We start from the raw sequence: 25,936 nt of genomic DNA, 5'->3' as shown, positions 1-25,936 counted from the left end.
CGGCAACTGCGAGCGGTTATGGTGACCGGGTGAGCGTGTTCCGGATCAGTGAGGCCGCCGAGCTGCTCGGCGTCAGCGCCGACACCGTGCGGCGCTGGGTCGACGCCGGCCGGCTGCCCGCCCACCGGGACGCCCACGGGCACCGGCTCGTCGACGGGGTGGAACTGGCCGCCTTCGTCCGCGCCCAGTCCGCCGGCCCGGACGAGGGGGCCGAGTTCTCCTCGGCCCGCAACCGGCTGCGCGGGATCGTCACCGCCGTCGTCCGGGACACCGTGATGGCCCAGGTCGACATCCAGGCCGGGCCGTTCCGGATCGTCTCGCTGATGAGCCGCGAGGCGGTCGACGAGTTGGGACTCCAGGTCGGCTCGGTGGCCGTCGCGGTGATCAAGTCGACCACCGTCGTGGTGGAGCGACCCGCGCCCACCGGCCCCACCAGGGGAAGGGCCCAGCCGTGACCCACCCCGCCGCCGGCCCGGCCTCCCTCCCCCGCCACGCCACCGCCGGCCCCGCCGACAGCCCCCCCACCGCCGGCCCCACCGCCGGCCCCACCGACACCGGCCCCACCGACACCAACCCCAGCGCCGGCACTGCCGGGGCTGGCGGGACCGGCCCGGCCGTCCGCTTGCACCGGCTCGGCGGCGGCGCGGTCGGCCGACGGGTCCGCACCGTCGTCGGCCTGCTCGCCACGGCCGCCCTCGCCCTGGCCGGATGTGGCGTCGACCGCACCGGTCCGGCTGGCGACGGCGGCCCGACCGGCACGGTGACCGTCTTCGCCGCCGCGTCGCTGACCGAGTCGTTCACCGCCCTCGGCCGACGGTTCGAGGCGGACCACCCGGGCAGCACGGTCACCTTCAACTTCGCCGGCAGCTCCGCGCTGGCCACCCAGATCACCCAGGGTGCGCCCGCCGACGTCTTCGCCTCCGCCGCCCCGAGGAACATGGCCACCGTCACCGACGCCGGTCACGCCGCCGGCACCCCCACCGTCTTCGCCCGCAACCAGCTGGTCATCGCCGTACCCGAGGGCAATCCGCAGCGGCTCGCCGGACTGGCCGACCTCGCCCGGCCCGGGCTGAAGGTCGCCCTCTGCGCCACCCAGGTGCCGTGCGGGGCGGCGGCGACCACCGCCCTGGACGCGGCCGGCGTCCGGGTCACCCCGGTCACCCTCGAACAGGACGTCAAGGGCGCGCTGGCCAAGGTGAAGCTCGGCGAGGTCGACGCCGCCCTGGTCTACCGCACCGACGCCCGCGCGGCCGACCGGGAGATCGACGGTATCGATTTCCCCGAGGCCACGCGGGCCGTCAACGACTACCCGATCGTGGTGCTGGCCGACGCGCCGAATCCGACGGCCGCCCGTGCCTTCGTCGCGCTGGTCCGTTCCGCGGCCGGCCGGACGGTCCTCACCGACGCCGGGTTCCAGCCCCTGTCGGGCCCGTGACCGCCCCCGCCCGCCGACGCGGCACCGGTCAACGGGTGCCGGTCGCGCTGCTCGTACCGGCCGCGCTCGGGGTGCTGTTCCTGGTGCTGCCGCTGGGCGGCCTGCTGCTGCGGACGCCGTGGACGTCGCTGGCGCCACGTCTCACCGCGCCCGGCGTGCTCACCGCGCTGCGGTTGTCCGTCCAGTGCGCCACCCTCGCCACGCTGCTCTGCCTCGCGCTGGGCGTACCCCTGGCCTGGTTGCTGGCCCGGGTCGAGTTCCCCGGGCGGCGGTGGGTCCGGGCGCTGGTCACCGTGCCGCTGGTGCTGCCGCCGGTGGTCGGCGGGGTGGCCCTGCTGCTGGTCTTCGGCCGGCGCGGACCGGTCGGTGGCTGGCTCGACGCCACCTTCGGCGTCACCCTGCCGTTCACCACCACCGGTGTGGTGCTCGCCGAGGCGTTCGTGGCGATGCCGTTCCTGATCATCGCCGTGGAGGGGGCGCTGCGGGGCGCCGACCACCGCTACGAGGAGGCCGCCGCCACCCTCGGCGCGGGCCGGTGGACCACCTTCACCCGGATCACCCTCCCGCTGGTCGCCCCGGGCGTCGCCGCCGGTGCGGTGCTGTGCTGGGCCCGCGCGCTCGGCGAGTTCGGCGCGACCATCACCTTCGCCGGCAACTATCCGGGCCGCACCCAGACCATGCCGCTCGCGGTCTACCTGGCCCTGGAGACCGATGTGGAGGCCGCCGTCGTGCTCAGCCTGGTGCTGCTGACCGTCTCGGTGCTGATCCTCGCCGGGCTGCGCGACCGCTGGATCACCGGCCCGTGACCGGCCCGCTGCTGGACGGGCACCTGGTCGTCGACCGAGCCGGCTTCCGGCTGGACGTCCGGCTACGCGTCGCCGCCGGTGAGGTGGTCGCGCTGCTCGGCCCGAACGGCGCCGGCAAGACCACCGCGCTGCGTACCCTCGCCGGGCTGCACCCGCTCACCGCCGGGTGGCTGCGCCTGGACGGGGTGGAACTGGACCGCCCGGCCACGCGGTCGTTCGTGCGGCCCGAGCGACGACCGGTCGGCGTGGTGTTCCAGGACTACCTGCTCTTCCCGCACCTGACCGCCCGGGACAACGTCGCCTTCGGCCCGCGCCGGCAGGGGCTCCCCCGGCGGGCCGCCCGGGAGCGGGCCACCGACTGGCTGGGCCGGGTCGGCCTGACCGCGCACGCCGGGCGTCGACCCCGGCAACTCTCCGGCGGGCAGGCCCAGCGGGTCGCGCTGGCCCGGGCGCTCGCCGTGCAACCGACCCTGCTGCTGCTCGACGAGCCGCTGGCCGCGCTCGACGCGCGCACCCGACTGGACACCCGGGCCCACCTGCACCGCCACCTCACCGACCACGCCGGGGCAGCCGTGCTGGTCACCCACGATCCACTGGACGCGCTGGCGCTGGCCGACCGGCTGGTCATCGTCGAGGACGGTCGGGTGGTCCAGGAGGGCGACGCCGGCACGGTCACCACCCGGCCGCGCACCGACTACGTGGCCCGGCTGGTCGGGCTCAACCTGCACCGGGGCCGGGCCGAGGGCCGGCTCGTCCACCTCGCCGACGGGTGCGCCGTGCCGACCACCGACCGGCTCGACGGCGACGCCTTCGTGGTCTTCCCGCCCACCGCCGTCACCCTGCACCCGGAGCGGCCCGCAGGCGACGCCCCGCACACCTGGCCGGCCACCGTCGCCGGGGTGCACCGGCACGGGGACCACCTGCGGGTGCAGCTCACCGGGCCGGTCAGCACCGTCGCCGACGTCACCCCGGTCGTCGCCGCCGGGCTGCGGCTGCTCCCTGGGCAGCAGATCTGGGCGACGGTGGCGGCCGACGCGACCCGGGCGTACCCGGTCGACCACTGAGGACCTGGCCTGCCCGCCGACCACACCCCGGGGCGGGCGGCACGCGGACCGCTCGACCGGGCCGACGCCGGGTGGCCGCAGTGGGCCGCTACCTCGTACCGGGCTGACCGTCTCCGACGTCGGCAGACCGCACCGAACCCGGCGCGCAGCCGTCCGGCGCGGTGTCGGCGGGCCGGGCCGGCTCCGGCGGGAAGATGTCCGGCACGCCGTCGCGGTCCAGGTCGACGCGTTCCGCCTCGTGCACCCGCCGGTGGACCCTGCTGCGGGCACGCAGGATGACGCTGGCCAGCAGCGCCGACAGCAGCGAGCCGGCCAGCACCGCAATCTTGGCGTGGTCGTCGCGCGCACTGCCCAGGCCGAAGGCGAGTTCCCCGATCAGCAGCGAGACGGTGAAACCGATGCCGCCGAGCAGCGCGAGGCCGAGCACGTCGAGCCAGTTGAGGCCCTCGTCGAGGTCGGCGCGGGTGAACCGGGACACCAACCAGGTCGCGGCCAGGATGCCGACCGGCTTGCCGATGATCAGGCCGACGACGATGCCGACCGCGACCCGGTCGGTCAACGCGGTGGCCAGTCCGGCGAGGCCGCCGACGGTGACGCCGGCGGAGAGGAACGCGAAGAGCGGAACGGCGATCCCGGCGGAGATCGGCCGGACCCGGTGCTCGAAGTGTTCGGCCAGGCCGGGGCCGGCGTTCGGGCCACCGGCCGCCGCGCTGCGGACCACCGGGACGGTGAAGGCGAGCAGCACGCCGGCCACCGTGGCGTGCACCCCCGACTCGTGCACCAGCACCCAGGTGAGGGCGGCCAGGGGCAGCAGCAGCCACCAGGACCGGATGCGGCGCTGCACCAGGAACGCGAAGGCGGCGAGCGGCAGCAACGCGCCCAGCAGCGGAGCGACGGACAGGTCCGAGGTGTAGAAGACCGCGATGATCATGATGGCGAGCAGGTCGTCGACCACCGCCAGGGTGAGCAGGAAGGTGCGCAGCGCGGACGGCAGGAACCGGCCCACCACGGCGAGCACCGCCAGCGCGAAGGCGATGTCGGTGGCGGTCGGGATGGCCCAGCCCCGACCCGCGCCGTCACCCGCCCCCACCGCGATCACGGAGTAGAGGACGGCGGGCACGACCACCCCGCCGACGGCCGCCGCCACCGGCACCGCGGCCCGGCGGGGGTCGCGCAGGTCACCGGCGACGAACTCGCGTTTGAGCTCCAGACCGGCGACGAAGAAGAAGACGGCCAGCAGGCCGTCGGCGGCCCAGGTGGCGAGGCTGAGATCCAGGTGCAGCGCCGCCGGGCCGACGGTGTGGCCGCGCAGCGCCTGGTACTCCCCCGACCAGGGGGAGTTGGACCAGATCAACGCGATGAGGGCCCCGCCGAGCAGGAGTGCCCCGCCGACGGTCTCCTTACGGAGGATGGCGGTGATGCGGCTGGTCTCGCCCCACGAGCGGCGGGCGAACAGGCTGGTACGGCGCCGGTCGGCGTCGGTCACGGAAACTCCTCGTCGGCAGGGGTCGCGTCATCCATCGCCGACCAGACTTCCCGGCACACCAGGGGCAACCCTACCCGCCCGATTGGCCGATCATCCCGGGACGGACCACCTGATCAGGCTGCCGATCCTCGCGCATCCGGGTGGGCCGCTCTCGATCGGCGGGTGGCCGGAGCCGATCGGCCACGGTTGCCGCCGATAGGCGACTCAGCACTGGGCAGCGGTCCCGACCGGACCGACCGTGGAGGCAGCGTAACGGGAATCCGATTCGGGAGGTTTGCCTCGTGGACCCAGAGACCACCGACGACACCGACTACCTCGTCGCCACCGCCGCCGAGGACGACGACCCGGAGAGCCTGACCGGGGACGAGGCCGACCTCGATCCCGCCGCCGTGCCCGACGAGGAAGAGGGGTGAGATGGGCGTACACCTGGCACCCACGCTGCGCGTGCTGCGCGACGAGATCGACACCCGCTGGCCCCGCCGGGACCGCAGGTCGGACGGCTGGCTGGGCGACGCCAGCCACCAGGCGCGGCACAGCGACCACAACCCGGACCCCGACGACCGCTCGGTCAACGCGGTGGACGTCGACGTCGACGGCATCGACCCGCTACTCGTCGTCCGGCAGGCGGTGGCCCACCCCGCCACCCAGTACGTCATCTACAACCGGATGATCTGGAGCCGCACCCGGGACTTCCGGGCCGCCCGGTACACCGGGTCGAACCCGCACGACAAACACGTCCATGTCAGCGTCAGCCACCAACGGGCCCTGGAGGACAGCCGACGACCCTGGGGGGTCGCGGCGGCGACGGCGGCCCGGTTGGGCGACCGGGTGTTGCGGCCCGGCAGCCGGGGCGGCGACGTCCGCGAGTTGCAGACCCTCGCCAACGGCCTCGGAGCCCGGCTCACCGTGGACGGCGTGTTCGGCCCGGCCACCACCGCCTGGGTACGCTCCTTCCAAAGCGCCCGCGACCTCACCCCCGACGCCGTGGTGGGCACCCGGACCGTTGCCGCGTTGCGCCGGGGCGTCCCGCCGGCCCCGGCGCACTCCGGGCGGGCGGCGGGCTCCCGGACGGTCCGGGTGGGCAGGGTCGGCGGTGACGTCGCCTTCGTCCAGAGGTTCATCGGGGTGGGCCGGTGCGGGCCGGTGACCGGGCGGTTCGGGCCGGCCACCGAGGCCGGGGTCCGCTGGTACCAGGAGATGCGCGGGCTGGCCGTCGACGGGGTCGTCGGCGCCGCGACGTGGGCCGCGATGGGGGTGCGGGTCACCTACTGACAGAGCGGTCCCGGCCGGGCATCCACGCCCGGCCGGGACCGAACCGGATCAGAGGGTACGGGCCAACCGGTCGGCGAGCAGCCGGGCGAAGCGGGCCGGGTCGGCCAGGTCGCCACCCTCGGCGAGCAGCGCCGTGCCGTAGACCAACTCGGCGGTCTCGGTCAGCGTCGACGTGTCGTCGCCCCGCTGGTGGGCGACGCGCAGGGCGGTGACCAACGGGTGCGTCGGGTTGAGTTCGAGGATGCGCTTGACCGGGGGCAGTTCCTGCCCCATCGCCCGGTACATCTTCTCCAGGGTGGGGGTGATGTCGTGCGCGTCGCCGACGATGCACGCGGGCGAGGTGGTCAGCCGGGAGGAGAGCCGGACCTCCTTGACCGTGTCGCCGAGCGCCCCACCGAGGAAGGTGAGTAGCTCGGCGTACTCCTTGTTCTGCTGTTCCCGGGCGACCTCGGTGTCCTTGCGTTCCTCCTCGGTCTCCAGGTCGACCTGGCCCTTGGCGATGGACCGCAGCGGCTTGCCGTCGAACTGGCCGACCCGCTCCACCCAGACCTCGTCGACCGGGTCGGTGAGCAGCAGCACCTCGTAGCCCTTGGCCCGGAACGCCTCCAGGTGCGGGGAGTTCTCCAGCATGGTGCGGTTCTCGCCGGTGGCGTAGTAGATGTCGCCCTGGCCCTCCTTCATCCGCGCCACGTACTCGCCCAGGGTGGTGGGGTCGCTGTCGTGGTGGGTGGAGGCCACCGAGACCAGGTCGAGGATGGTCTCGGTGTTGTCCGCGTCCTCCAGCAGACCCTCCTTGACCACCCGGCCGAACTCGGCCCAGAAGGTGGCGAACCGCTCCGGGTTGCCGGTGCGCATCTCCTTGACCGTGGCCAGCACCTTGCGGACCAGCCGGCGGCGGACGATCTGGATCTGCCGGTCCTGCTGGAGGATCTCCCGGGAGATGTTCAGCGACAGGTCGTGGGCGTCCACCACGCCCTTGACGAAGCGCAGGTAGTTCGGCATCAGCGCGGCGCAGTCGTCCATCACGAAGACCCGCTTGACGTAGAGCTGCACCCCGCGCCGACCGTCGGCCTGGTAGAGGTCGTATGGCGCGTGCGCGGGCAGGAACAGCAGCGCCTCGTACTCGAAGGTGCCCTCCCCGCGCATGTGGATGGTCTCCAGCGGGTCGGTCCAGTCGTGGCTGACGTGCCGGTAGAAGTCCCGGTACTCCTCCTCGGCGACCTCGTCGCGCGAGCGCGCCCAGAGCGCCTTGCGGGAGTTGAGGGTCTCCACGGTCGGTTCGCCGTCGTCGACGCCCGGCACGGTGGTGCGGATCGGCCAGGAGATGAAGTCCGAGTACCGCTTGACGATCTGCCGGATCGTGTTCCGGTCGGCGTAGTCGTGCAGGTTGTCCTCGTCGTCGGCGGGTTTGAGGTGCACGGTGACCGAGGTGCCCTGCGGGGCGTCGTCGACCGTCTCCACCACGTACGTGCCCTCGCCGCTGGACTCCCAGCGGGTGCCCTCGGTCTGCCCGGCCCGTCGGGTGAGCAGGGTGACCCGGTCGGCGACCATGAACGTCGAGTAGAACCCGACGCCGAACTGGCCGATCAGCTCGTTGCCGGCGTTCTCCTTGGACTCCTTGAGCTTGCGCAGCAGCTCGGCGGTGCCGGAACGGGCGATGGTGCCGATCAGCGACACGACGTCCTCGCGGGACATCCCGACGCCGTTGTCCCGCACGGTCAGGGCCCGGGCGTCCGGGTCGATCACCAGCTCGATGTGCAGGTCCGTGGTGTCCACGTCGAGGTCGGAGTCGACCAGCGACTCCAGCCGGAGCTTGTCCAACGCGTCGGAGGCGTTGGAGATCAACTCGCGCAGGAAGATGTCCTTGTGCGAATAGATGGAGTGCACCATCAGTTGCAGCAGCTGGCGTGTCTCCGCCTGGAATTCCAGCGTCTCGGTCCGACTGGTCACACCAACCTCCTCGTACGGTGGGTCAGATCCGCGCAACAGGATACGAGGTGCCGTGGCGGCCCGGTCACGCCCGGTCGTCGTCCCGACGAACCAGCAGGCAGGCCTGCGGGGTGCGTTCGGTGGCGCCGTCGAACTCCTGCGGGGCCCGGCACATCCGGGCCCGCTCCGGCAGCCCCGCGGCGTGCAGCAACGCCGCCACGTGGTCCGGGCTGCGGCGACGGAACGCCAGGGAGACCGGGTCGCCCCACGCCTCGGTGTAGCGGACCGTCTCGTCGCCGACCTGGAAGGCCAGCAGGGCGTGCCCACCGGGGGCGAGGACCCGGCGGAACTCGGCGAAGACCCGGGGCAGCCACTCGTCGGGCACGTGGATGACGCTGTACCAGGCGACCAGCCCGGCCAGCACGCCGTCCGCCACCGGCAGGTCCAGCATGGACCCCTCGACGAGGCGCAGGTCAGGGTGGGCGAGCCGGCCCTGCGCCAGCATCCCGGGGGACAGGTCGAGCCCGGTGACGGTCAGGTCGAGGGCGCGCAGGTGGCCGGTGATCCGGCCGGGGCCGCAGCCGACGTCGAGCACCGGGCCACCGCCGCCGGCCAGGACGGTCTCGGCGAACGCGGCGAGCATGGCCCGGTCGACCGGGCGGGCGGCGAGTTCGGCGCGGAACCGGGTGGCGTACCCGGCGGCCATCGTGTCGTAGGAGGCGCGGGTCTCGGCGAGGAAGTCGGCGTCGGTCACGGCTGCGGACCCTACCGGCCGGGCGGCTGCGCCAGGGCGGGGCCACATCCGACCGACCCGGCGTCGGCGTCGGCCCCGGTCGGCCCGCCGGCGACGTCGTCGGGGGTCAGCGGGGGGTCGTCGGGCGGGTGACGTCGTGCACGTGGTGCACCACGTCGTGCAGGAAGTAGACGGCGAAGCGACGCACGGTGAACACCGAACCGTTGCTGCGCCGGCCCGGCCGGGCCCACTGCGCAGGCGTGACGGCGTCGAACGCGGCGGCGGTCGACTCGGCCTGTGCGGCGAGTTCCCCGGCCACCCGGGCCGGTGACTGGTGGAAGTAGTCGTCCTCGACGGCGGTGGCGTCCTGGTCCCAGTTGGGGAAGACCGGGTCGTCCTCGTCGAGCATCAGCGCCAGCCGACCCCGGAAGATCCGGCAGGTGTCCCGCACGTGGCAGGCGTACTCCACCGGCGACCAGACGGTCGGCGCGGGCCGCCGGGTCGCGTCGGGCCGGGTCAGCACGTCCCGCCAGACCGGGACGGTGGCGCGCAGCCGGCCCCCGGTGGCGTCGGCCCGCTGCGGCACGAAGCCGCACTCGGCGCACCCGTCGTCGATGACGCCGGTCCAGTCCCGGTCCTCCGGCGTGATCGCCGCCCACTCCGCCATGCGGCGATCCTGCCACGGAGGTGCCGGGCCGGAACCGACGGTAGGGTGTACGCCGCTGGCAGATCCGAGCGGAGGTGGTCGTCGTGTCACGGGATGTGGAGCGCAAGCTCATCGCCGCCAACAAGAAGGCCCGCCACGACTACACCGTGCTGAAGACCTACGAGGCGGGCATCGTGCTGGCCGGCACCGAGGTCAAGTCGCTGCGCGAGGGGCGGGTGTCGCTGGTCGACGCGTTCGCCCAGGAGAGCGACGGCGAGCTGCTGCTGCACGGCCTGCACATCGCCGAGTACGGCTACGGCACCTGGACCAACCACCAGCCCCGGCGGACCCGCAAGCTGCTGCTGCACCGGGTGGAGATCGCCCGGATCCTGGAGAAGCTGCGCGACGGCGGGGTGACCCTGGTGCCGCTGTCGATGTACTTCAGCAACGGCTGGGCCAAGGTGGAGATCGCGCTCGCCCGGGGCCGCCGCTCGTACGACAAGCGCCAGGTCCTCGCCGAACGCGACGCCAACCGGGAGATCGCCCGGGAGTTGGGTCGCCGGCTCAAGGGCCGCCGCGTGGCCGGCGAGAGCCGCCGACCGGGCTGAGCCCGATCGGCGGCGGTCGGACGGCTCGCGGGGGCGGGCTGCGGGCTCAGCCGGGGACGTCGTCCGCCCCGGCGGTGTTCGCGGTGCCCGGCGCGCTGGCCAGCACCACCGCCGCGGCCACGGTGGCCAGGGTCGCCACGACCGCCCAGGGTAGCCAGCCGGCGCGTACCCCGTCGCCGAGCAGCAGCACCCCGGCGACCGACGGGACGACGATCTCGACCGCCCAGAGCACGGCGGTGACCGGCCCGACCTGCCCGTGCCGCAGCGCGTGGGCGTACAGGATGGTCCCGGTCACGCCGGAGACGACCAGTCCCCAGCTGACCGGCTCCCGCAGCAGGTCCCACACCGCCGTGGCCGGGTGGCCCAGCGGGTCGGTCGGTGGGGTGAACGCCCGGGCGCACAGCGCGGTGATCCCCCAGGCGAGGCCGGCCAGGGTGGCGGCGACGATCGGCCGGGCCACCCGCAGGGCGGCGACCCCGGCGGCGGCGGTCAGCACCGCCGCGACGGCCAGGCCGACCCGTAGCGCCGTCGACGCGGTGGCCGGCGGTTCGGGGCCGGCGGCCAACGAGATGACGGTCAGGGCGGCGACGGTGAGCAGGATCGCCGCGGTGTCGCGGCGGCGCAGTCGCGCGCCGAGCACGATCCGGGCGATGACCACGGTGACGGCGAGGGAGCCGGCGGTCACCGACTGGACCGCGTACACGGGCAGTTTCTGGAGGGCGACCAGGGAGGCGAGCCAGGCCAGCGTGTCGCAGGCCAGACCGGCGAGATAGAGCGGGTGCCCGAGGGCGCGCAGGGTGCTGGCGCCGCGCCGCGCCCCGACGGCCTGCAGGACCGAGCCGACGCCGTAGCCGAACGCCGCGCCGAGGGCGAAGGCCAGCGCGAGCCCGGACGTCACCGCCCGCTCCCGACCCGGGCGGGCCCGGCCGCCACCGCCGATCCGCTCATCGACACCGCCTCCGGCTCACGGGCCGGCCGGTCCCCCGGCCGATGCTCCCGTCGGATTGTCCCCGCCCCGCGTGCGGTCCGCAGCGCGTCGGCCGCCGGCCGGTCGCGCCATTTATACAAGGAGTCTTGTACTTCAAGTCTTGTTGTTTTACCGTGGCGGCATGACGGAGGAGCACCCCAGGCACCTGACCGACCCCCGGGCGATGCGTGCGCTGGCCCACCCGACCCGGTTGCGGCTGCTCGGCGAGCTGCGCGTGCGGGGCCCGCAGAGCGTCGGCATGCTCAGCGACGCCATCGACGAGGCGGTCGGCTCGGTCAGTTACCACCTGGGCAAACTGGCCGAGCACGGCTTCGTCGAGGAGGCCCCCGAGCACGCCCGCGACCGCCGCGAACGCTGGTGGCGCGCGGCGCACACCCGGACGTCCTGGGAACCGGTCGAGATGCTCGCCGACCCGGAACGCCGGGCCGCCTCCGACCTGCTGCGCCGGGCGATCCTCGACCGGTACGTGGAACGGCTCGGCCACTACCTCGACGTCGAGGCGACCCTCGACCCGAGGTGGGTGCGCGGCACCGCCAGCAGCGACTCCTGGCTGCACCTGACCAGCGACGAGCTGATCGAACTGCGGGCCGACCTGGAGGCGCTGGCCGCTCGCTGGCAGGACCGCAGCGACCCGGCCCGGCCGGGGGCCGAGACCGTGTCGTTGATGTACCACGCCTTCCGGGACCAGCGGTGACGCCGCGTCGCCGCGCCCCACTGGTCGGCCTGCTGGTCGGTCACACGGTCTCGCTCACCGGCAACATGCTCACCCTGATCGCGCTGCCGCTCTATGTGCTCGCCGAGACCGGCTCGCCCGCCGCCACCGGCCTCACCGGCGCGGTCGCCGCCGTGCCGATGGTGCTCGGCGGCGCGCTCGGCGGGGTGCTGGTGGACCGGATCGGCTACCGCCGGGCCAGCGTCCTGGCCGATGTGGTGTCCGGGCTGACGGTCGCCGCCGTACCGCTGATCGACGCCACCGTCGGCCTGCCCTTCTGGGCGCTGCTCGGGCTGGTCTTCGCCAGCGGCCTGCTCGACACCCCCGGACAGACCGCCCGCAACGCCCTGCTGCCGGAGGCGGCCACCGCCGCCGGGGTGCCCCTGGAACGGGCCGTCGGCTGGTACGAGGCCAGCGAGCGGGGCGCCCGGCTGATCGGCGCCCCGGTGGCCGGCCTGCTCGTCGCCACCCTCGGCGCGCTCCCCGTGCTGGCCCTGGACGCCGTCACCTTCGCGGTCTCCGCGCTGGTCGTGATGGTGCTGGTGCCCCGGTCGCTGCGCCCGGCCACGCCCGCCGACCCGGCCGGCGGCGGCTACTGGCGGGAATTCGCCGCCGGGGTGCGGTTCCTGGCCCGGGAGCCGTTGCTGCGCGCGGTGGTGCTGCTGGTGCTGGTGACCAACTTCTTCGACGCCACCAAGAGCAACGTGCTGCTGCCGGTGGTGGCCGACCGGGAACTCGGCGGAGCGACGGCGTTCGGCCTGCTGGTCGGCGCGATGGGTGGCGGCGCGCTGGCCGGGTCGCTGCTGTTCAGCGCGGTCGGCCACCGGCTGCCCCGCCGGGCCACCCTCGTCACCGCGTTCGCCCTGGCCAGTGCGCCGCCCTTCTGGGCGCTGGCCGCCGCGCCGCCGCTGCCCTGGATCGTCGCGGTCTTCGCCCTGTCCGGCTTCGCCGCCGGTGCGATCAACCCGCTGCTCGGCGCGGTGGAGCTGGAACGGGTGCCGGCCCACCTGCGGGCCCGGGTGTTCGGGGTGATCGGGGCGGGCTGCTGGGCCGGCATCCCGCTGGGCGCGCTCGCCGCCGGGGTGGCCGTCGACCGGTTCGGCACCACACCCGTCCTGCTCACCGTGGGCTGCTGCTACCTGCTGGTGGTGCTCACCCCGCTGCTGGGCGGCCCGTGGCGCAGGCTGGACCGCCCGGGCGCCCCCGCCCGCCCGGAACAGACCCCCACACCGGTCGGCTGAGCCGCATCCGGCCGGGCCCCCGTGTTCCCGTTCTCGGTGATCAAGAGGTTTACGTCAGCTTCGATCTTCAGGTTGACGCAAACTCCTTGATCACCGGGGCGGGACGGGCGTCGGGTGTGTCCGAGGGTCAGTCGCGGCGCAGCTCGGCCTGGGCGGCGCGGAGCCGGTCGACGGCCGGGTCGGTGCCGGGTGGGACGCGCCGGTCCAGCTCGGCCCAGACCTCGGTCAGCGCGTCGGTCACGGCCCGCAGCTCGGCGGCGTGCCGGCGGGCGCCCTGCCGGTGCGACTCCTCCAGCCGGCGGGCCCAACCCGCCGTCACCGTGCTGAGGCGTTCACCGTCGGCGCGGGCCTGGGCCGCGCTGCGGGCGGCGGAGGCCGGCACGATCGCGGCGACCGGCCGGGTGTCGCCGTCGCGGGTGACCAGGGTGACCGTGTCGGTCAACTCGGCCATCGCGATCAGCTGGGTCAGCCGGGTACGCAGCTCGCGCAGCGGCACGGATCGGGGTTGACCACTGTGGTGGGACAGCGCGGGGGCAGCCATGTCCCCATGGTCCGACCCGGGTATGACATTTATCGTCATGACGGTCCGGGTGGGGCGGACGGTCCGTCCACCCCACCCGGGTCGGTCAGCTCGCCTGCAGCGTCACGTCGTCGATGACGAAGCTGGTCTGCAGCGAGGCGTCCTCGGTGCCGGTGAACTTCAGGGTCACCGTCTGCCCGGCGTACGCGCCGACGTCGAACGAGCGCAGCGTGTAGCCGGTCGCCTTGTTGAGGTTCGAGTACGTCGCCAGCGTGGTGCTGCCGATCTGCACCACCAGCTTGTCGTACGCGACGGTGGTGGTCCGCTCGGTGGTGTCGATGTGCAGGTAGAAGGCGAGGGCGTAGGAGGAGCAGCCGGCCGGCACGGTCACCGACTGGGAGAGCGTGTCGGTGCTGGTGCTGCCGTTGCCGTTGAGCCACGCCTTGTAGGAGCCGGTGCGGGCCGGCTGGCTGGACGAGTTGGTGATGACACCGGAGGTGGCCGTCCATACGGTGGCGCCGGACTCGAAGCCGCCGTTGCCGACGACCTGCCCGCCGGTGCAGCTACCGGTGCCGGTGACGGTCAGGGTGTAGCTGGCCGTGCGGGTGGCCGAGCCGGTGCCGGTCACGGTGAGGGTGAAGCTGCCGAGGCTGGCGCTCGACGACGCGCTGACCGTCATGGTGGCCGAGCCGCCGGAGGTGACCGACGACGGGCTGAACGAGACGGTCACGCCGCTGGGCGCACCGGAGGCCGACAGGGCGACGGTCTGGGCGCTGCCGCTGGTGGTGGCGGTGCTGACCGTGGCGGTGGTGGAGCCGCCCCGGACCACGCCGCCGGCGGTCGGGCTGACCGCGACGGAGAAGTCGTTGGTCGGGGTGCCGCCGCCGACCGCCAGATCCCAGATGGCGTACGCGACGCCGTCGGCGCTGCGGTTGAGCCCGGTGGCGTTGACGTTGTTGGTGGTGTCGCAGGACGAGTGGTAGCACGGGTCGTACGCGGCGTTGGCGGTGCCGCCCCACTTGCTGGCCTGGGAGCTGGTCTTGCGGGCGCTGGCCCCCATCGCGTAACCCGAGGTCGGGATGCCGGCCTGCTGGAAGGAGTAGTCGTCGGAGCGGCCCTGGCCCTCGACGTTCTCCTCCGGCGACAGCCCCAGGGAGTCCCAGTACGCCTTCAGCGGCGCCGAGGTGGTGGAGGTGAGCCGGTTGATGAAGTAGCCGCCGTTGGTCGAGGAGACCATGTCGAAGTTGTAGTACCCCTTGATGTAGCCCTTCTGGGCGGTGGTCAGGGAGTTGACATAGAACTTCGAGCCCTGCAGGCCCTGCTCCTCGCCGTTCCACCAGGCGAACCGGACCCGCTTGGTCATGGTCGGGTTCTGCTGGGCCAGCACCAGGGCGTTCTCCAGCAGCACCGACGAGCCGGAGCCGTTGTCGTTGATGGCCGGCCCGGCGGAGACGCCGTCGAGGTGCGCACCGAACATGACGACATCGGTGGTCGGGCCCTGCGGCCACTCGGCGATCACGTTGTTGCCCTGGTAGGTGCAGCTGGTGCAGGTCTGCTCGGTGACCGTGTAGCCGGCGGCCTGGAGCTTGGACTTCACGTAGGCGACCGAGGCGGTGTAGCCGGCCGAGCCGGCCCGCCGGTTGCCGCCGTTGCTGGTGGCGATGCTCTGGAACTGGGCCAGGTGCGCCTGGACGTTGCTGACCTGGACGTCCGGCGCGGCGAGCGCGGCGACGGCCGGTGCGGCGGTGGCCGGCCGGGCGGTCGTGGTGGCCGAGGCCGGTGACGCGGCCAGGGCGAGCGTCACCGCGGTGACGGCGGCGATCGCCAGGGTTCTGCGCTTCATACGAGCTCCTCATGGGGGTCGGCGGGGCATCCGCCCAGGCGTCACCGTCCCGTCTGTCGGAGGTGACCGGGGGTGGACGGGAGACCCGCGATCCGGGGGTGGGATCGCGGCGGAAACGCCGGGGAAGCAAACACTGACATGTATCAATCTGCCGGTCAATCCGTCAGACGGTGTCACATTCGCGGGCACCGCAGGGCGCGGCGTCGGGAAGCGGTCACGGCAGCCTCGGCGCGGGGTGTAGACAACGCGTGTATACGCGATGTGTATAGTGCTCCGCATGTCCATCGGCCAGACCTTTCTCGGCCTGCTGGAGGCGACCCCCCGGCACGGCTACGACATCAAACGGCGCTACGACGAACACTTCGGCCACGCCCGCCCGGTCGCCTACGGCCAGGTCTACGCGACCCTGTCCCGGCTGCTGCGCGGCGGCCTCGTCGAGGTGGAGGCGGTCGAGCCCGGCGAGGGCCCCGACCGCAAGCGGTACGCCATCACCGAGGCCGGCGTCACCGACGTGGCGCAGTGGCTGGCCCGCCCGGAACAGCCCGAGCCCTACCTGCAGAGCGTCCTCTACACCAAGGTGGTGCTCGCCCTGCTCACCGGCCGTCAGGCGGCCGAACTGCTCGACGTGCAGCGCGCCGAGCACCTGCGGCTGATGCGGGACCTGACCCGCCGCAAGCGCGACGGCGACCTCGCCGAGCAGTTGATCTGCGACCACGCGCTGTTCCACCTGGAGGCCGATCTGCGCTGGCTCGAACTCACCACCGCCCGCCTCGACGAGCTGGCCGCGCAGGTGCGCCGATGAGCGCCCCGCTGCTGGTCGCCGAGGGCCTGTACCGCCGCTTCGGCGAGACGGTGGCGCTGGTCGACGCCGCGCTGCGCATCGACGAGGGCGAGGTGGTCGCGGTGCTCGGGTCGTCCGGCTCCGGCAAGTCCACCCTGCTGCACTGCCTGGCCGGGATCGTCCGCCCCGACCGGGGCCGGATCGTCTTCGACGGTCAGGACCTGGTGACGATGAGCGACGCCCGGCGCAGCGCCCTGCGCCGGGATGCCTTCGGCTTCGTCTTCCAGTTCGGCCAGTTGGTGCCCGAGCTGACCTGCCTGGAGAACGTCGCCCTGCCGCTGCGGCTGGCCCGGGTCCCCCGGCGTGCGGCCGAACAGCGGGCCGGGCAGTGGCTGGAACGGCTGGAGGTGACCGAGGTGGCTGGCAAGCGCCCCGGCGAGGTCTCCGGCGGCCAGGGGCAACGCGTCGCGGTGGCCCGCGCGCTGGTCACCCGCCCCCGGGTGATCTTCGCCGACGAGCCGACCGGCGCGCTGGACTCGCTCAACGGCGAACGGGTGATGCGGCTGCTCACCGAGGCCGCCCGGGACACCGGGGCGGCAGTGGTGCTGGTCACCCACGAGGCGCGGGTGGCCGCGTACTCCGACCGGGAGGTCGTGGTGCGCGACGGGCGTACCCGGAATCTGGAGGTCGCGGCGTGATCGGCCGGGGCGCGGTAGCGGACCTGGTGATGGGTGCCCGGATGGCCGTCACGGGCGGCCGGGAGGGCTGGACCCGGGCGCTGCTCACCGCCGTCGGCGTCGGTATCGGGGTGGCCATGCTGCTGCTCGCCACCGCCGTGCCCGGGGCGCTGGACGCCCGGCAGGCGCGCGGCGACGCCCGCGACGACCTGCGGATGGGCGAACGGGTCGCGGCCGGTCCCGGCACCCTGCTGGTCCACCCGGTGGACATCGAGTTCCGGGGCCGGCCGGTCCGGGGCCGGCTGGTCCGGCCGGAGGGGCCGGCCGCCCCCGTCCCGCCGGGGCTGACCGCCCTGCCCGGCCCCGGCGAGGTGGTCGTCTCCCCCGCCCTGCGCCGGCTGCTCGACTCCCCCGCCGGCCCGTTGTTCGCCCCCCGCCTCGGCGGCGCGCGGGTCACCGGCACCATCGCCGACGAGGGCCTCGCCGGCCCCCACGAACTGGCCTACTACCTGGGCGACGACCGGCTGACCGACACGTCCGGGGCGACCCGGCTGGACAGGTTCGGCGGCGGGCTGCCCGGCGAGGGTCTCGGCCCGGTGCTGATGCTGCTGGTGGCGGTCATCTTCGTGGTGCTGCTGCTGCCCATCGCGGTGTTCCTCGGCTCCGCCGTGCGCTACGGCGGCGAACGCCGGGACCGCCGGCTCGCCGCGCTGCGGCTGGTCGGCGCGGACACCACCATGGTCCGGCGGATCGCCGCCGGGGAGGCCGCCGCCGGCGCGCTGCTCGGCGTCGCCGTCGGCATCGGGTTCCTGCTCGCCGGCCGCCAACTGGTCCCGCTGGTCACCCTCTACGACATCAGCGTGTACGCCTCGGACATCCGGCCGCCCACCGCGCTGCTGCTGGCCGTCGTGCTGGCGGTGCCGGCGCTGGCCGTGCTGGTGGCGATGCTGGCGCTGCGCGCGGTCGTGGTGGAGCCGCTCGGGGTGACCCGACGCGGCACCCCGGTCCGCCGCCGGCTCTGGTGGCGGCTGCTGCTGCCCGCCGCCGGCCTGGCCGTGCTCCTGCCCGTGGCCGGTCTGCGCGACGGCGACGGCGGGGTCACCCGGTGGCTGGTCCCGGCCGGGGCGGTGCTGCTGCTGATCGGCACGGTCACCCTGCTGCCCTGGCTGACCGACCTGCTGGTCCGGCGGCTACGCGGCGGCCCGGTGCCCTGGCAGCTCGCGGTACGCCGGGTGCAGCTGGACAGCGCCACCTCCGCGCGGCTGGTCAACGGCATCGCCGTGGCCGTCGCCGGCACCATCGGCCTGCAGATGCTCTTCGCCGGGGTCGCCGGGGACTTCACCACCGCCAGCGGGCAGGACACCTCCCGGGCGCAGGCGCAGGTGCAGTTCCGCGACCAGCCCGACCTGGCCCGGGTGCTGCGGCAGCTCGGCGGGGCCGAGGGGGTGACCGCCGCGACCGGCACCCTCAGCACCGGGGCCAACGTCGGCTCGCCGGACGGCCCACCGGTGGAGATCCGGGTCGGCGACTGCGCCGCGCTGGCCGAGTTCGCCCGCCTCGACCGGTGCGCGGACGGGGACACCTTCCTGGTGTCCGATCCGGGCGACCCGGTGGCCGTCCCCGCCGGCGCGATGCTGACCGTCGAGGACGGGTCGCGGTGGCGGGTGCCCACGACGGCGCGGACTGCGCAGGCCCGACCCGACCCGGCCGGCTGGCTGCAGAACGGGGTGCTGGTCACCCCCGGCGCGGTCGGCACACGGACCCTCGGTCCGCTGCGGTCGACCGTCTACCTCCGGCTCGACCCGGCCGCCCCGGACGCGGTCGAACACGTCCGCAACGCCACCGCCGCGATCGACCTGACCACCCCCGTCTCCGTGCTGTCCCCGACCATCGAGTCGCCCAAGTTCGCCGACATCCGGCGCGGCCTGGCCATCGGCACGGTCGTCACCCTGGTGCTGATCGCCACCAGCATGCTGGTCGGCACGCTGGAGCAGTTGCGGGAGCGCCGCCGCCTGCTGGCCATGCTGGTGGCGGTGGGCACCCGACGCAGCACCCTCGGCTGGTCCGTGCTGTGGCAGACCGCCCTGCCGGTCGGGGTCGGGCTGGTGTTGGCCGTCGGCTTCGGGCTCGGCCTCGGCGCTGCCCTGCTGCGGATGGTGCAGGCCCCGGTCTCGATCGCCTGGCCGGTGGTCGGCTTCTCCGTCGGGCTCGGCGCGCTGACCGTCCTGGCGGTGACCGGGCTGAGCCTGCCCCTGCTGTGGCGACTCACCCGCGCCGACGGGCTGCGTACCGAGTGACCGGCCGGTCCGGGGCCGCCGTCCACCGGCGGTCCCGGGCCGGGTCACGGAGGTCAGCCGGCGTACGGCGTGGCGACGTCGAGGATCCAGGTGACGCCGAAGCGGTCGGTGAGCATGCCGAACCCGGGGGCCCACGGCGACGGGCCGTACTCCTCGATCAGGTCGGCGCCCTCGGCGAGCCTTTCCCAGAGCACGCGGACCTCCTCGTCGGTGTCACCACGGACGGAGACGAAGAACCGTTCGCCGGTCAGCGTCATGCCGTTCTCGCGGGTGGTGGCGGTCGGCGCGGCGGCGGCGGGGGCCTGGCCGGGCACGTCGTAGGCCATGACGGCGAACCCGTTGTCGGCGGTGACCTGGCCGAAGACGACCCGGTCGGCGTCCGGCAGGTCCTTCGGCATCCCCAGGTCGCCGTAGCTGACGACGGTGCTGCGGCCACCGAACACGGACCGGTAGAACTCCAACGCCGCGCGGGCGTCACCCCGGAAGTTGAGGTGCGTGGTGGCGGAGATGGCCATGGTCGACTCCTTGCTGGTGGATCTGTGCACCCGGTTGGGGCTGGTCAGGAGCAAGATTCTCCGCAGTAGGTGACAGGGTGTGGCACCTACTGCGGGCAGAATCAGCCTCATGCCGACCACGTCCGCCCGCCTGCTCGCCCTGCTGTCGCTGTTGCAGAGCCGTCGGGACTGGCCCGGCGGGGTGCTGGCCGCACGCCTGGGCATCAGCCTGCGTACCGTGCGCCGCGACGTCGACCGGCTCCGGGAACTCGGCTACCCCATCGCCGCCGCCAAGGGCCCCGACGGTGGCTACCGGCTCGCCGCCGGCACCGTGCTGCCGCCACTGCTGTTCGACGACGAACAGGCCGTCGCCCTCACCATCGCGCTCCAGGTCGCGGCGACCGGCACGACCGGCGGGCTCGCCGACGACGCGGCGCGGGCGCTGCACACCGTCGGGCAGGTGCTGCCCGCCCGGCTGCGGCAGCGGGTCGGGGCGCTCAGCGTCACCGCCGTCGCCCGGCCCACCACCGCAGCCGCCGAACCGGTCGACGGCGGGGTGCTGCTGGCGCTCGGCAGCGCCGTGCACGCCCGCGAGATCCTCCGGTTCGACTACGGGTCCGACAGCACGGACGGGCCGGCCCGGCACGCCGAACCGCACCACGTCGTCACCTGGGACGGCCGGTGGTACCTCGTCGCCTGGGACCTCGACCGGGCCGACTGGCGGACCTTCCGCGTCGACCGGATCACCCTGCGCCCGCCGCACGGGCCCCGCTTCACCCCCCGCTCCCTGCCCGGCGGGGACGTCGCCACGTACCTCACCGGGGTCTTCCGGGGAGCGGGCGGCGGGTCGGCGGACTGGCCCTGCCGGGGCACCGTGATCCTCGACCTGCCGGCGGCGACCGTCGCCCGGTACACCCGCGACGGCCTCGTCGAGGAGATCACCCCCGACCGGTGCCGGCTCACCCTCGGGTCGTGGTCCTGGGTGAGCCTCGCCGCCGCCGTCGCCCGGTACGACACCGAGATCACCGTCGTCGGCCCGCAGCCGCTGACCGACGCGTTCGCGCTGCTGGCCGGCCGGTTCACCCGCACCGCCACCGGTGGTGTCGCCGCCGTGGCACGACCGGGTTCCGCCGCCCCGGCGCTGTCAGGCCAGCAGCGGGAGCGCAGCGAAGGTGTGGTCGCGCCACAGCCGCCGTGAGGTCTCCTCCGGATAGGCCACGACCGCCGGCCGCTCGTCGAAGACGCGCGTGCGGCGATCGGCGTCGTACGACGGCCACCCGGGGTCGCCGGTCGCGGCGAACGCCGTCCACGCCCCGCGCAGCTGCCCGGACAGCTCCTTCGCGGCCGGGGTGGGCGGATCACCGATCAGCATCGCGGGTTGCCCGCTGGTCAGGTTGCCGAAGACCAGCGGTACGTCCAGGCCGTGACAGGCACCGAGGCCACCGCCCAGGCCCGGCGCCGGCCAGGTCAGCTCGTAGAGGTGGACCCGGCCGCCACCGGCTAGTTGCGCGTCGGCCAGGTGCAGGCTCGGCATCCGGAACAGCCAGTCCGCGTTGACCAGCTCGTACAGCTGCTCGTCGGTCGCGTCCGGGAACGCCTCCCGGTACCGGCCGGCACCGGCCGGGCCCGGGGCCAGCATCCGCAGCGCGGTCTCGGTCTGCTCCGGCGTGACCTGGCCGAGCACGCCGTCGAGCAGGCTGAACAGCCGGTGCTCGTCGCGGGTGTGCCCGACGAGCAGTGCGACGTCCCGTGCGGCACCGTCGGCCAGCGCCCGCCACGGGGTCGCCGGCAGCACGTCACCGTCGACGACCGGCGCGAACGGGATCGGCCGGTGGGTGATCCGCCCCCACCGTTCCCGCCACCCGACGATCCCGGCCGAGATCGCCTCACCCACGGCCGGGAGCCGGTCCGGAGCCACCGTCGACAGGTCGGCCAGGGTCGGTCGTACCCCCAGCTCGGCGGCGCAGGCGGCGGTGACGTCGGCGGCCAGCTCGGGTGAGAGGAACGTCCCCGGGACGCTCTGCGCGACCGCCCGCCGGAACAGTCCGGCGGCGCGCGGCATGGCCAGCAGCGCGGCGACCGAGCCGCCACCGGCCGACTGCCCGAAGACCGTCACCCGGTCCGGGTCGCCCCCGAAGGCCCGGATGTTGTCCCGCACCCAGCGCAGGGCCGCGACCTGGTCGAGCAGCCCCCGGTTGGCCGGGGCCCCGTCGAGCTGCCCGAAACCCTCGAAACCGAGGCGGTAGTTGAGCGTCACCACCACGGTTCCGCCGCCGGCGAGGTGGCCGCCGTCGTACTCCGGGAGGCCGGAACAGCCGACGAGGTAACCGCCACCGGGGACCCACACCAGGACCGGCAACCCCGCCGCCGGGTCCGGCTCCGGCGTCCAGACGTTGAGCGTCAGCCAGTCGTCGCCGACGCCCTGCGGGGACGTCCCGAACGCGCCGGGCTGCGGGGGCGGCGGACCGAAGGCGACCGCCGGACGTACGCCCGCCCAGCCGCGTACCGGCTGCGGCGCGGCGAACCGGAGGGCTCCGACCGGCGGCTCGGCGTACGGGATGCCACGGAACACCGCCCGGCCCGCCTCCCGGCAGCCGCGCAGGACACCGGCCACGGTACGGACTTCCGGCGCGGACTCCGACGGCATGCTGGCCCCTCCCCCGCTCCCGGTCGACCGCAGCATCCCAGCGCCCGCCGACCACCGGCAAACCAATTGGGCCAGGACGGGAAATCGAAGCACCTGGTGCCCTGGTGGCTATGCCGGTGATGGCGCCAAGGGTCAGGGTGACTGGTGCGGGACCCGGCCAGTCATCGCAGGCGGTCCTGCGTGTCTGCCGCGGCGGGTCGCGGTCGCGATGGTGGGCAGAGTGCAGAGAAAGCGTGGATGACGGGGGCGAGCCGGTCGGGTGTGGTGCCGTGCAGGACCAGCTCGTCGGCACCGGCGTCGAGGTAGTCCTGAAGCCGGGCGGCGCAGGCATGGGGGCTTCCGGTCGCGGTGGACTCATCAAGCCAGGTTGCGGGTATCAGGTCGGCGGCCTCGGCGAGGTCGAGGGGGTCGAGGACGGCGTCGGCGTACGTGTCGCCGAGCCGGGCGATGTGGGGGTGTCCGCGCAGTCGTCGAAGCGCGTCCAGGTCCCAGCCGTTGATCCGCACCAGCCGTTCGCCGCCGACGGGAGCCTGTAGGTAGGTTGCCGCCCGACCCGCGATGACATCCCTGGCCTCGGGTGTCGGGTCGGCCGCGGTGAGGACGGTGGCGTAGATGCGCACGGCGTTCGGGCTACGGCCACAGGTTGTCGCGGCCTGGCGGACGCGGGTGGCGGTCCGTGCGACTGCCTGCGGCGTGGTGAACGCCGGCAGGAGCACACCGTCGAAGTGTTCTCCGGCGAGCCGCAGGGACTGCTCACCTATCCCGGCCAGGACGACGCGGGGTGGAGGCGTGGTCGGCAGTTCCCGGAGCTGAAGCCTCGGGAAATCGCCTGCGGGGCCGTGGTAGGTCACCTCTTCGCCGTTCCACAGGCGGCGCAGCATGGTCACGGTGTCGACAACCATCCGTGCCGTGGCGGTGGGCGGCACACCGAGTCCGGACAGCCAACTGCCGCCGCGTCCGAGCCCGAGCAGGAAGCGGCCTGCGGTCAGCGACTGGAGGGTGGCCGCGAGTGAGGCGAGCTGCAGGGGGTGCCGGGTCTGAAAGGGGACGACTCCGGCGGCGATGCCGGGTCTTGTGGTGCATGCGGCCAGTGCGCCTGCGAGGGCGCCGAGATCCTTCGTGCCGAACTTCTCGGAGATCCACAGGTTGCTGAGCCCGAGTGCCTCTCCGGCCTGCGCCTGGGCGATGCCCGTACGCGCGTCAGGCACGCGGCCGGACAGGATGTATGCCCCCAGCGGCAAGGTAGTGGGGGTGGAAGGGGTGTCGCTCACGGCATCCTGCCGTGGTGGTCCGCGCTTGCGGTGTCACGCTGCACGGCGAGCAGGGCCTTGAGGCAGAGCGCGGTGGTGACCGCGCGGCTTCCCCACACTCTGGCGTGGTTGTCGAGCCAGGGCACTGCCTCCCAGGAGCCGTCCGGGAATTGGCTGCCGACCAGCAGCTGGCAGTCGTCCGGGGACACGGCGGTGCCGGCCGCGGTCAGGGCCAGCATGGCCAGGGCCCGGTTGAGGGGATCGGGTGCGGGTGCCTGTGCGAGGAAGTGTGCGGCCCGGGCGATCTCTTGTTGATGTCCGCCCAGGGCAGCGAGGTGGCGTACGGCGACGTAGGTGCTGTAGCAGGTTCCCACATACCAGGAGGCTCGCCAGAAGCCCATGGGCTGTTGCTGGTCGATCAGCCAGCGGGTTGCCGGGCCGACGAGCGGGCTCAGCGGTAGGGGCCCGATGTGCTGCCCGTACAGGTGGGTGGCGTGTGCGAGGTTCGCGACCACCTCGGGGTCGCGGCCGGTGTCGTTCCGGCCCCGGCCCCAGACCCGGTTGGCCGTATCGCGTTCGCCGGGTGTGTCGAGCAGCCAGGTGTTGACGACGCCGTCGTCCCATGCGTTGCGCGCGGCGAGAGCGGTGGCGGCGCGTACGACGGCGTTGTCGGCGTGGCCTGTGCGGATGAGTATCCGCAGGACCTGGGCGAGGGTGTCGGCGTCGTGCGGTAGGGGTGCGAAGCCGGGGAAGTACCGCCAGGAGACGCCGTCGCGTTGGGAGAACAGCCAGGCGGTGTTCTCGTCGGCGAGTCGCCGGCATTCCTTGTGGCCGGCCTCTGCGGCGTCCAGGAGTGCCTCGGTGATGGTGGCAACGTGGTAGATGGCGCCCACGCAGCGGAACTCGGCGAACGTCCCTGCCTCTTCTCCCGCCTTTGGCAGGGGCTGGTGCTGCTGGTCGAGCTTGACGAACTGCGCGGTGGAGTAGGAGCCCATGATGTGTGCCGCGTCCGGGTAGGACAGTTCGTGCTGTCCTGCCAGGTACTCCAGGGCCCGTTCCACGGCGGCGTCAACGGTGGGGGGGGTCATCGGGTCACCGCCTCCGGTGAGGTCGACACGGGTGGCTCCGTGCGGGAACGCACGGCCAGCGGAATGGGCCCCGGCATCGGGATGAGCGTGGTGACGATCCGGGCCGGTTCGTCGGACACCGGAACCAGGGTGTGCCGTTGGGCCAGGGTGGCGAGGAACACGGACGCCTCGGTGTGGGAGAACGGGCCCCCGATGCACCCTCGCGGGCCGGCGCCGAAGGGCAGGTAGGCGTGGGGCGGGATCGTCTCGGCGCGGGCCGGCAGCCAGCGGTCCGGGTCGAAGTGCTCCGGGTCCGGGAAGAGGGCCGGGTCGCGGTGCAGGGCGAAGATGGAGAACAGCACCATCGCGTCGGCCGGGAGCCGGTAGCCGCCGAGGTCGACGTCGACGAGGGGGCGGCGCATCAGCATCCAGGTGGTCGGGTAGAGGCGCAGGGTCTCCTTGACGACGCGATGGGTGTACTGCAGTCGGCCCAGGTCCTCGTACCGCACCGGACGGCCCTGCAGGACGTCGTCGACCTCGTCCTGCACGGCGCGTTGCGCAGCCGGGTGGGCGGCGAGCAGGTAGGCCGCCCAGGACATCGCCGCCGCCGTCGTCTCGCTGCCGGCGATGATCATGCTGGTGACCTCGTCGTAGACCTGGTCGTCCGTCATGGCCGCACCGGTGTCCGCGTCCACGGCCTGCAGCAGCGAGGTCAGCAGGTCCGGGTGTTGCCCGAGGTCCAGGCGGTGCTGACGGATCATCCGGTAGACCACGGCTCGGAACCGCGGCAGCGCGCGCTCGAATGCCCGGTTGGTCGGTGTCGGCAACCGGTCCAGGAAGTCGAACGGCGCCAGGGCGCGCTGGCCAAGACCCCGCAGCAGCACGGGGAGGGTCTCCTGGACCTCGGCCGCGGCCTCCGGGTCGAGGTCCGTGGAGAACAGGACCCGGGCGACGATGCCGAGCGCCAGCGGGAAGGTGACCTCGTCCATCCGGACCACTTCCCCGTCGGCCCATGCGGTCACCAGCCCCTGGACGTGGTCCCCCATGGTCCGGGTGTAGCCGGCGATCTCGGAGGCGTGGACTGCCGGCTGGATGAGTCGGCGCTGCCGGGCGTGGAAGTCGCCCTCCGACGTGAACAGGCCGTTGCGGGCCAGGACCTGTGCTTTTTGGAACATCACCCCCTTGTGGAACTTCTCGGCATCCGTCACCAGCATCTGACGGATCAGATCGGGGTGGTTCACCACGTACGCCGTCCGCGGGCCCAGCTTGAACGTGGCCACATCGCCGTAGCGGCGGATCTGCTGCACGAACCCCAGCGGATCGCGGCGGATGCGCACGGCGCTGCCGACCAGCGGAACACGCGAACGCATCGACTTCGGCACGCGGTGCGGGACTGCCATCGACACGGACTTCTCTCCGTCCTGCCAGGGAACGTGGATT

At 73.7% G+C, this 25,936-nt stretch carries 25 protein-coding genes; 13 read left to right on the top strand and 12 right to left on the bottom strand.

Features of this window, described 5'->3' with window-relative positions; translation table 11 throughout:
- The first annotated feature begins 29 nt into the window (after positions 1-29).
- From GA0070216_RS31060 to GA0070216_RS31045, 4 genes are all read left to right on the top strand, one after another.
- A complete protein-coding gene (locus tag GA0070216_RS31060) occupies positions 30-455 on the top strand; it encodes a TOBE domain-containing protein (protein WP_091253565.1) in 426 nt (141 codons plus the stop codon).
- A gap of 221 nt (positions 456-676) precedes the next feature.
- Positions 677-1,435 (top strand): molybdate ABC transporter substrate-binding protein, encoded by a 759-nt coding sequence (gene modA / locus GA0070216_RS31055; RefSeq protein WP_091253623.1) that lies wholly within the window; start codon positions 677-679, stop codon positions 1,433-1,435.
- Entirely contained in the window at positions 1,432-2,241 is an 810-nt protein-coding gene (gene modB / locus GA0070216_RS31050; protein WP_091253563.1) for a molybdate ABC transporter permease subunit, read from the top strand. Before modA ends, modB begins: the two co-directional genes overlap by 4 nt.
- Entirely contained in the window at positions 2,223-3,305 is a 1,083-nt protein-coding gene (locus tag GA0070216_RS31045) for an ABC transporter ATP-binding protein (RefSeq protein ID WP_425413210.1), read from the top strand. Before modB ends, GA0070216_RS31045 begins: the two co-directional genes overlap by 19 nt.
- An 88-nt stretch (positions 3,306-3,393) precedes the next feature.
- On the opposite strand, the gene nhaA is transcribed toward GA0070216_RS31045, so the two are convergent.
- A complete protein-coding gene (gene nhaA / locus GA0070216_RS31040) occupies positions 3,394-4,791 on the bottom strand; it encodes a Na+/H+ antiporter NhaA (protein ID WP_091253558.1) in 1,398 nt (465 codons plus the stop codon).
- A gap of 281 nt (positions 4,792-5,072) precedes the next feature.
- On the opposite strand from nhaA, the gene GA0070216_RS36285 reads away from it, so the two are divergent.
- Together GA0070216_RS36285 and GA0070216_RS31035 are read left to right on the top strand one after the other, a co-directional pair.
- Positions 5,073-5,204 (top strand): hypothetical protein, encoded by a 132-nt coding sequence (locus GA0070216_RS36285; protein ID WP_281190479.1) that lies wholly within the window; start codon positions 5,073-5,075, stop codon positions 5,202-5,204.
- A 1-nt stretch (position 5,205) separates the two neighbouring features.
- The gene (locus tag GA0070216_RS31035) at positions 5,206-6,063 is read left to right on the top strand and encodes a peptidoglycan-binding domain-containing protein (protein WP_091253555.1); all 858 of its coding nucleotides are present in this window, start codon (positions 5,206-5,208) and stop codon (positions 6,061-6,063) included.
- 48 nt (positions 6,064-6,111) lie between these two features.
- On the opposite strand, the gene htpG is transcribed toward GA0070216_RS31035, so the two are convergent.
- The 3 genes from htpG to GA0070216_RS31020 all read right to left on the bottom strand — a co-directional run bounded on the left by htpG (position 6,112) and on the right by GA0070216_RS31020 (position 9,392).
- Entirely contained in the window at positions 6,112-8,013 is a 1,902-nt protein-coding gene (gene htpG, locus GA0070216_RS31030) for a molecular chaperone HtpG (protein WP_091253552.1), read from the bottom strand.
- A gap of 64 nt (positions 8,014-8,077) precedes the next feature.
- Positions 8,078-8,746 (bottom strand): class I SAM-dependent DNA methyltransferase, encoded by a 669-nt coding sequence (locus GA0070216_RS31025; protein ID WP_091253550.1) that lies wholly within the window; start codon positions 8,744-8,746, stop codon positions 8,078-8,080.
- Positions 8,747-8,852: 106 nt separating this feature from the next.
- Positions 8,853-9,392 carry a DinB family protein gene (locus GA0070216_RS31020; protein ID WP_091253548.1) on the bottom strand — a complete coding sequence of 180 codons (540 nt, stop codon included), beginning with the start codon at positions 9,390-9,392 and terminating at the stop codon, positions 8,853-8,855.
- A gap of 83 nt (positions 9,393-9,475) precedes the next feature.
- Here GA0070216_RS31020 and smpB point away from each other — a divergent pair, with 83 nt between their 5' ends.
- Positions 9,476-9,979 (top strand): SsrA-binding protein SmpB, encoded by a 504-nt coding sequence (smpB, locus tag GA0070216_RS31015; protein WP_091253620.1) that lies wholly within the window; start codon positions 9,476-9,478, stop codon positions 9,977-9,979.
- Positions 9,980-10,025: 46 nt separating this feature from the next.
- Here smpB and GA0070216_RS31010 read toward each other — a convergent pair whose 3' ends face one another.
- On the bottom strand, positions 10,026-10,877 hold the full coding sequence (locus tag GA0070216_RS31010) for a hypothetical protein (RefSeq protein WP_091253540.1): 852 nt from the start codon (positions 10,875-10,877) through the stop codon (positions 10,026-10,028).
- Positions 10,878-11,088: 211 nt separating this feature from the next.
- Here GA0070216_RS31010 and GA0070216_RS31005 point away from each other — a divergent pair, with 211 nt between their 5' ends.
- Together GA0070216_RS31005 and GA0070216_RS31000 are read left to right on the top strand one after the other, a co-directional pair.
- On the top strand, positions 11,089-11,661 hold the full coding sequence (locus GA0070216_RS31005) for a winged helix-turn-helix domain-containing protein (RefSeq protein WP_091253537.1): 573 nt from the start codon (positions 11,089-11,091) through the stop codon (positions 11,659-11,661).
- The gene (locus GA0070216_RS31000) at positions 11,658-12,920 is read left to right on the top strand and encodes an MFS transporter (protein WP_245722848.1); all 1,263 of its coding nucleotides are present in this window, start codon (positions 11,658-11,660) and stop codon (positions 12,918-12,920) included. The genes GA0070216_RS31005 and GA0070216_RS31000 overlap by 4 nt, the downstream gene beginning before the upstream one ends.
- 127 nt (positions 12,921-13,047) lie before the next feature.
- Here the strand turns inward: GA0070216_RS31000 and GA0070216_RS30995 are convergent, their stop codons facing one another.
- Together GA0070216_RS30995 and GA0070216_RS30990 are read right to left on the bottom strand one after the other, a co-directional pair.
- A complete protein-coding gene (locus GA0070216_RS30995; protein WP_091253534.1) occupies positions 13,048-13,461 on the bottom strand; it encodes a hypothetical protein in 414 nt (137 codons plus the stop codon).
- A gap of 85 nt (positions 13,462-13,546) precedes the next feature.
- Positions 13,547-15,283, bottom strand: a complete 1,737-nt coding sequence (locus GA0070216_RS30990) for a M28 family peptidase (RefSeq protein ID WP_091253531.1) — start codon at positions 15,281-15,283, stop codon at positions 13,547-13,549.
- Positions 15,284-15,560: 277 nt separating this feature from the next.
- Between GA0070216_RS30990 and GA0070216_RS30985 the strand changes: the two genes are divergently transcribed.
- The 3 genes from GA0070216_RS30985 to GA0070216_RS30975 are packed head-to-tail and all read left to right on the top strand — an operon-like array spanning position 15,561 to position 19,038.
- Positions 15,561-16,085 (top strand): PadR family transcriptional regulator, encoded by a 525-nt coding sequence (locus tag GA0070216_RS30985; protein ID WP_091253529.1) that lies wholly within the window; start codon positions 15,561-15,563, stop codon positions 16,083-16,085.
- A complete protein-coding gene (locus GA0070216_RS30980; protein ID WP_091253526.1) occupies positions 16,082-16,762 on the top strand; it encodes an ABC transporter ATP-binding protein in 681 nt (226 codons plus the stop codon). The genes GA0070216_RS30985 and GA0070216_RS30980 overlap by 4 nt, the downstream gene beginning before the upstream one ends.
- Entirely contained in the window at positions 16,759-19,038 is a 2,280-nt protein-coding gene (locus GA0070216_RS30975; protein ID WP_218108334.1) for an FtsX-like permease family protein, read from the top strand. Before GA0070216_RS30980 ends, GA0070216_RS30975 begins: the two co-directional genes overlap by 4 nt.
- Positions 19,039-19,091: 53 nt before the next feature.
- Here the strand turns inward: GA0070216_RS30975 and GA0070216_RS30970 are convergent, their stop codons facing one another.
- The gene (locus tag GA0070216_RS30970) at positions 19,092-19,553 is read right to left on the bottom strand and encodes a VOC family protein (RefSeq protein WP_091253610.1); all 462 of its coding nucleotides are present in this window, start codon (positions 19,551-19,553) and stop codon (positions 19,092-19,094) included.
- A gap of 109 nt (positions 19,554-19,662) precedes the next feature.
- Between GA0070216_RS30970 and GA0070216_RS30965 the strand changes: the two genes are divergently transcribed.
- Entirely contained in the window at positions 19,663-20,730 is a 1,068-nt protein-coding gene (locus tag GA0070216_RS30965; RefSeq protein WP_091253523.1) for a helix-turn-helix transcriptional regulator, read from the top strand.
- On the opposite strand, the gene GA0070216_RS30960 is transcribed toward GA0070216_RS30965, so the two are convergent.
- The 4 genes from GA0070216_RS30960 to GA0070216_RS30945 form a co-directional block, all read right to left on the bottom strand.
- Positions 20,677-22,179, bottom strand: a complete 1,503-nt coding sequence (locus GA0070216_RS30960; RefSeq protein ID WP_091253520.1) for a carboxylesterase/lipase family protein — start codon at positions 22,177-22,179, stop codon at positions 20,677-20,679. The genes GA0070216_RS30965 and GA0070216_RS30960 overlap by 54 nt on opposite strands.
- Before the next feature lie 161 nt (positions 22,180-22,340).
- Positions 22,341-23,450, bottom strand: a complete 1,110-nt coding sequence (locus GA0070216_RS30955) for a TIGR03857 family LLM class F420-dependent oxidoreductase (protein WP_091253516.1) — start codon at positions 23,448-23,450, stop codon at positions 22,341-22,343.
- Positions 23,447-24,517 carry a hypothetical protein gene (locus tag GA0070216_RS30950; protein WP_091253513.1) on the bottom strand — a complete coding sequence of 357 codons (1,071 nt, stop codon included), beginning with the start codon at positions 24,515-24,517 and terminating at the stop codon, positions 23,447-23,449. Before GA0070216_RS30950 ends, GA0070216_RS30955 begins: the two co-directional genes overlap by 4 nt.
- Positions 24,514-25,896 carry a cytochrome P450 gene (locus GA0070216_RS30945; RefSeq protein WP_245722852.1) on the bottom strand — a complete coding sequence of 461 codons (1,383 nt, stop codon included), beginning with the start codon at positions 25,894-25,896 and terminating at the stop codon, positions 24,514-24,516. The genes GA0070216_RS30950 and GA0070216_RS30945 overlap by 4 nt, the downstream gene beginning before the upstream one ends.
- Between the last annotated feature and the right edge of the window lie 40 nt (positions 25,897-25,936).

This window comes from Micromonospora matsumotoense, assembly GCF_900091525.1.
GTDB lineage: Bacteria > Actinomycetota > Actinomycetes > Mycobacteriales > Micromonosporaceae > Micromonospora > Micromonospora matsumotoensis.
Note: the sequence above shows the minus strand (reverse complement) of the source record. Positions and strands in the feature narration are given on the sequence as shown.